Raw genomic sequence first — 2877 nt, 5'->3', positions numbered from 1 at the left:
TTAGTTTAACTTATAAAAATCATGAAACACTGTTCGAATTTTAAGCGTGGAACATGAATAATCAATAAAAAGCCACTCTGGTGGGCTTTGTTGCACAAACCTATCTGTACAGGCTTTTTCAGCGATATAATTTTCAAATGAAGAAGCCTACACACAAAATCTACCGCACAACCAATTGGTCCGCATATAACCGAGCACTCATGAGTCGGGGAAATATTGCCATTTGGTTTGATCCTGCTACGCAATGGTATGCTCTATCAAAAGGCAAACAAGGGCGAAATCAAACCTACTCCGACGCAGCTATCCAATGCTGCTTAATGATTAAATCCTTATTCCGTCTATCTTTACGTATGGTCACTGGCTTTGTGCAAAGTCTGATTAAACTTTGCGGATTAAATTGGACCGCACCAGATTATAGTACGCTTTGTAGAAGACAAAAGCATATTGATATTGCAATCAGCTACCAAAAAAGTAGCGATGGACTGCATCTACTCGCAGACTCTACAGGCATGAAGTTTCTAGGTGAGGGCGAATGGAAACGCAAGAAACATGGAGCTGAATATCGTCGCCAATAATGACGTATAAAGTTTTATCTAATTTTTCTTTTTATCCAATTTAAAATTAGGTGCGTACACGGGCTCAACTTTCAATAAAGTATAAAAGGTGTTTGTGTAGGCAATACCCTTACTTTTGATAAGCCAAAAGAAAGCAAAAGCCTTTGTTACCCATACATAACATCCCTATTATGATGGATAACGTGTGGCATCCCTGCCACACTCGTGTATCCAAACGTTGCTTAAATTAAACTATGTAATAGTGGCGACATAAAGGTGCTCTTATCGCTATATATTAAAAACTTAGTGGAACACTGTTTCTAAAGCTTTTAAACCCACTTTGGGATCAAGTAGACCGTTGTAAATTTCAGGGATTTCACGTTCCACCCCAAAAAATTCATAAATGGCAAGCATCGCCCCACGAACTGAATATTCCACAGTAAAGACCACGTCATCTTCAATTTCCACAAACTGTCCAAGGAAAGCAAAGTTTTGTGAGCCTTGTGGAATTACCTGTGGACGATCCCCCGGTTTACGGCAGGCGAATAGGGCAGAGGCGTATGGCATCATGGCGGTAGTAACATCAGTCGTTGCCAAAACATGATCTAAAATGTCGTCAAAACCGAGCTGTTTAATCAGTTCTGTTAGGATTTCTTGCCCCGTGGCTTCGGACATTGGTTTTTTGATGTAGTCGCCTATATGGTCAATTTGGAAACCGTAGCCCCATAAGGTATATAAACCTTCAGGTAAGTCGGCAAAGTGTGGCTGTGCAGGAACCACGATGGATAAATGCCAACCCGACTCATACCAAGTCATGAGTGCGCCTGTGCCTGGTTCATTGCCTGTATAGTCAATAATACGTTTAAGTAGCACGTCATCTTTCATGGTCAGAGTGAAAGACTCCCACTTATGTTCATCGACATTGCCATAAAAAGTCATTGGACGGCCAAAGTCTGGGGCTTTTTGTGCCAGCGTTTCCCAAAGCGTCCAGCCATGATCTTCTCGATGACGAATAAGGGCAGGCACGTCATGATTACCGCCATAACGTGAGTCTGCTGTAATAGAGCCTAAAGTGAAAATAGCTAAATCATTGGCTTTCAGATTAATTTGCTCTGAGCCTTCAGGCAATTGTACATATAGGCGTGAAGCGTAGCGTTCTTGAGTTTCAGCATTGGTAATGAAGTCTGCATCTGTGACATAGTGTCCAAAACGCACATCGACGCCTTGTGCGACTAACCAACGCTGTAGGGGCAGAATCATCGAGTCATATTGGTTGTACTTGGTACGTTTCACACCCGCTAAGGTATGAATGCGTGGCAATTCTTGAATAAAACGCAAGAAATAGCGTCTTAACTCTGCTGCACTGTGCCATTTTTGAAAAGCGAAAGTCGTGCGCCACATGCGCCAGAAATTGGTTTCAAAAAAGGTTTCATCAAAAAACTCATCAATGCGGCGACTGCCAATTTTTTCTTCTTTTGAAGCTAATAGGCGCAGCATCTGTGCACGATGTAGCGTATTCAGACCAAGCTTTGCTGCATCCGCAATGACATGTTCGGCATCAATCAACCGTGCATTGGCGTGGGTTTTCACTTTTTCATTAAACTCACGACATTCTTCACGCACCGAAATGTCTGGATTTTCCAAAGATGGAATACTGGAAAATAAGTCCCATAGGCACAAATAAGTTTCATCGGTCAGCATTCGCCCACCACGTGTTACCCAAGCTTGCGCGGCATGCGGTGTATGTCCACCATCCATCGAACCACCTGAAATATCGAGTTCTTCTAAAATATGGATATTTTTGGCAGGGACTTTGGCATCACGGATTGCAAATGCAGCAGCAGCCATACCTGCGATACCACCACCAATAATCCAAAGATGGGACTGTTGTGCGTCTAATGGGGTGCGCTTCTTCTTTTGCATGGTTCACCTTTAATAATGATGTTAAAAACTATGAAGTATAAAATGTGATTTAGAAAAACCTTAAAAATAGTATGACTTTTTATATATGAAAAATGTATGAAATGGGAAGCAATTTACTCATTATATTTTGTAATCAAAAAAATGTAAGTAATGGTTATTTTTAATACACATTTGTATTTTTTTTAAAATAAAATATAATTTAAGCAATTGATTTTATTATTTTATTGAGTAATCACTCTATTTTGATCATATTTGTTTGTGTCTGAAGAATGTGTTTGAAACTAGGCTTTCTATTGATCATTAAAAGATATAATTGAATAATAGATCTTGTATCTGATGAGGAATATCGTCAACTTCAGCAAGATCTTTTGGTACAGCCTGATAGAGGTGACCTAATCAA

At 40.1% G+C, this 2877-nt stretch carries 1 protein-coding gene and 1 pseudogene; one reads left to right on the top strand and one right to left on the bottom strand.

Annotation, left to right across the window (positions count from 1 at the left end):
* Positions 1-137: 137 nt before the first annotated feature.
* Positions 138-572 (top strand): annotated as a pseudogene (locus CF596_RS14305) (IS5 family transposase); the annotation flags it as partial.
* Positions 573-857: 285 nt separating this feature from the next.
* On the opposite strand, the gene CF596_RS14300 reads toward CF596_RS14305, so the two are convergent.
* On the bottom strand, positions 858-2477 hold the full coding sequence (locus CF596_RS14300) for an oleate hydratase (RefSeq protein WP_004726755.1): 1620 nt from the start codon (positions 2475-2477) through the stop codon (positions 858-860).
* Positions 2478-2877 lie beyond the last annotated feature (400 nt).

Source organism: Acinetobacter sp. YT-02 (assembly GCF_002412355.1).
GTDB lineage: Bacteria > Pseudomonadota > Gammaproteobacteria > Pseudomonadales > Moraxellaceae > Acinetobacter > Acinetobacter towneri.
The sequence above is the reverse complement of the archived record's forward strand: the minus strand, read 5'-3'. Positions and strand labels throughout refer to the sequence as shown.